At 67.1% G+C, this 2,939-nt stretch carries 3 protein-coding genes; all 3 read left to right on the top strand.

Annotation, left to right across the window (positions count from 1 at the left end):
• Positions 1-1,833, top strand: a 1,833-nt coding sequence (glmS, locus tag AB4Y86_RS15855) for a glutamine--fructose-6-phosphate transaminase (isomerizing) (RefSeq protein ID WP_441403146.1), incomplete at its 5' end; no start/stop codon positions are given.
• 5 nt (positions 1,834-1,838) lie between these two features.
• Entirely contained in the window at positions 1,839-2,186 is a 348-nt protein-coding gene (locus AB4Y86_RS15850; RefSeq protein ID WP_441403145.1) for a holo-ACP synthase, read from the top strand.
• 5 nt (positions 2,187-2,191) lie between these two features.
• The coding region (locus tag AB4Y86_RS15845) for an NAD(P)H-hydrate epimerase (protein ID WP_441403144.1) at positions 2,192-2,939 on the top strand (748 nt) is incomplete at its 3' end.

Below are 2,939 nucleotides of genomic sequence, written 5' to 3'. Positions count from 1 at the left end.
GCCTTGGACGTCGTCCTGGAAGGGCTGCGGCGCCTGGAATACCGCGGCTACGACTCCGCCGGGATCGCGGTGGTGGCTGACGGCACCATTGAGTCCCGCAAGAAGTCAGGGAAACTGAGCAACCTGATCGGCGAGCTCGAGGCCAACCCGCTGCCCGAGGCTATGACCGGGATCGGTCACACCCGCTGGGCCACGCACGGCGGCCCCACGGACCAGAACGCGCACCCGCACCTGTCCGATGGCGGCAAGCTGGCGCTGATCCACAACGGCATCATCGAAAATTTCGCCGAACTGAAGTTGGAGCTCCTCAATGAAGGAGTGACTTTCCTCTCGGAGACGGACACCGAAGTGGCCGCGGCCCTTCTCGGCCACATCTACCGGACCCAGCTCGGCGGCGACAATTCCAACGGCGGACTGACCAAGGCGATGCAGCTTGCCTGCCAGCGCCTGGAAGGCGCCTTCACGCTGCTGGCAGTGCACGCGGACCAGCCCGACGTCGTCGTGGCCGCCCGGCGCAACTCCCCGCTGGTGGTGGGCCTGGGTGACGGTGAGAACTTCCTCGGCTCCGACGTCTCCGGCTTCATCGATTACACCCGCCGGGCCGTGGAACTGGGCCAGGACCAGATCGTCACCATCACCGCCGACTCTGTGGACATCACGGACTTCTTCGGCGCCCCGGCCGCGGGCAAGGAGTACCACGTCGACTGGGATCCGGCCTCCGCGGAAAAGGGCGGTTTCCCGTCCTTCATGGAAAAGGAAATCCACGATCAGCCCGACGCGGTCGCGCAGACTCTGCTGGGCCGGTCGGATCTCGAAGGCAAGCTGACCCTCGATGAGATGCGGATCGACCCCGAACTGCTGAAGCACATCGACAAGATCATCGTGCTTGCCTGCGGCACCTCCGCATACGCCGGTCAGGTCGCTAAATACGCGATCGAACGCTGGTGCCGGATCGCCACCGAGGTGGAGCTCTCGCACGAATTCCGGTACCGGGACCCGATCGTCGATGAGAACACCCTGGTGGTTTCCATCTCCCAGTCCGGCGAGACGATGGACACGCTGATGGCCGTCCGCTACGCCAAGGAACAGGGCGCGAAGACCATCTCCATCTGCAACACCAACGGATCTACGATTCCGCGTGAGTCGGACGCCGTGCTGTACACCCACGCCGGCCCGGAAATCGCGGTGGCATCCACGAAAGCCTTCCTGGCCCAGATCACCGCCGCCTACCTGCTGGGCCTCTACCTGGCACAGCTGCGCGGCAACATGTTCCAGGGCGAGATCAAGGACGTGCTCGCGGACCTCGGCAAGATTCCGGCGAAGATCCAGGAGATTCTCGACCACGAAGACGAGATCAAGGACCTCGGCGTCGAGATGGCGAACGCCAAATCGGTGCTCTTCCTGGGCCGCCACGTCGGCTTCCCGGTCGCCATGGAAGGCGCCCTCAAGCTGAAAGAGCTCGCCTACATCCACGCCGAAGGGTTTGCCGCCGGCGAGCTCAAGCACGGCCCGATCGCCTTGATTGAAGAAGGCCAGCCCGTCTTCGTGATCGTCCCCTCGCCCCGCGGCCGGGATTCGCTGCACGCGAAGGTTGTCTCCAACATCCAGGAAGTGCGGGCCCGCGGCGCCAAGACGATCGTCATCGCGGAAGAGGGCGATGAAGCGGTGAAGGCCTACGCCGAGCACGTCTTCTACATCCCGCCGACGCCGACGCTGCTGGCACCCCTGCTGTCCACCGTGCCGCTGCAGATCTTCGCGCTCGCCCTCGCCAGCGCGAAGGGCTACGACGTGGACCAGCCGCGGAACCTGGCCAAGAGCGTGACCGTAGAATAGCCGCCATGATTGTTGGTATCGGCGTAGACGTCGTAGACATCGAGCGGTTCGGCCGGCAGCTGGAGCGCACCCCCGGGCTGCGGGACAGATTGTTCGTGCCCGCCGAACGGGACCTGAACACCCGATCCCTGGCCGCGCGGTTCGCCGCCAAGGAGGCGGTGGCCAAGGTGCTGGGCGCCCCCGCAGGCATGAACTGGCAGGACTGCTGGATCGGTCTGGACCAACACGGCCCCACGGTCCAGGTCAAGGATACGGTTCTGGCCGTGGCCGAATCGAAGGGCGTCAAACGCTGGCACCTCTCGATCAGCCACGACGGCGGCATCGCCACCGCCACGGTGATCGCCGAGGGCTAGGCACCATGATCAGCGCTTATACCGGGACCCACATCCGAGAAGTCGAACAGCGGCTTATCGAGGCAAATGCGGACACCGGTATGGGCGCTGTTCTCATGCAACGCGCCGCCTACGGCCTGGCCAATACCGTGATCCGCGAACTGCGGGACCGGGGATTGCGGCCCTACGGTTCCAGCGTCACCGTCCTCGCCGGCAAGGGCAACAACGGCGGCGACGGCCTCTACGCGGCGGCGCTGCTGGCCCGCCGTGGCCTGCGGACGACAGCGATTCTCACCGCCGGGCAAGCCCACCGGGCCGGACTGGAGGCCTTCCGCGCCGCCGGCGGCCGGGACGCGGCCCTGACTGGGGGCAACGCCGGGGAGCTGGCCGCGGACGCCGCACGATCCGACGTCGTGATTGACGCGGTCCTGGGAACCGGCGCCCAGGGCGGCCTGCGCGGCGCCGCGGCAACTCTGTTCGAAGAACTCCAACGCCTGCACACCCGCCGCGGGCTCGTGGTGGCTTGCGATATCCCCAGCGGCGTCGACGCTGACACCGGCGAGGCGCACGCCCCCGTGCTGGCCGCCGACGTCACCGTCAGCTTCGGCGCCGCGAAGGCCGGCCTGCTCGCCGACCCCGGCGCGGACTTCTGCGGCCGGCTTCGGATCATCCCGATAGGCATCGAGGACGCGCTGGCCGGTCCCGAGTTGCGGCGCCTCGAGGCTGCGGACCTGGCCGCGCTCCTGCCGCACCCCGGCCGACGCTCGCACAAAT

Origin of the sequence: Arthrobacter sp. 2YAF22_2, assembly GCF_052114645.1 — a bacterium.
Classification (GTDB): Bacteria; Actinomycetota; Actinomycetes; order Actinomycetales; family Micrococcaceae; genus Arthrobacter.
Note: the sequence above shows the minus strand (reverse complement) of the source record. Positions and strands in the feature narration are given on the sequence as shown.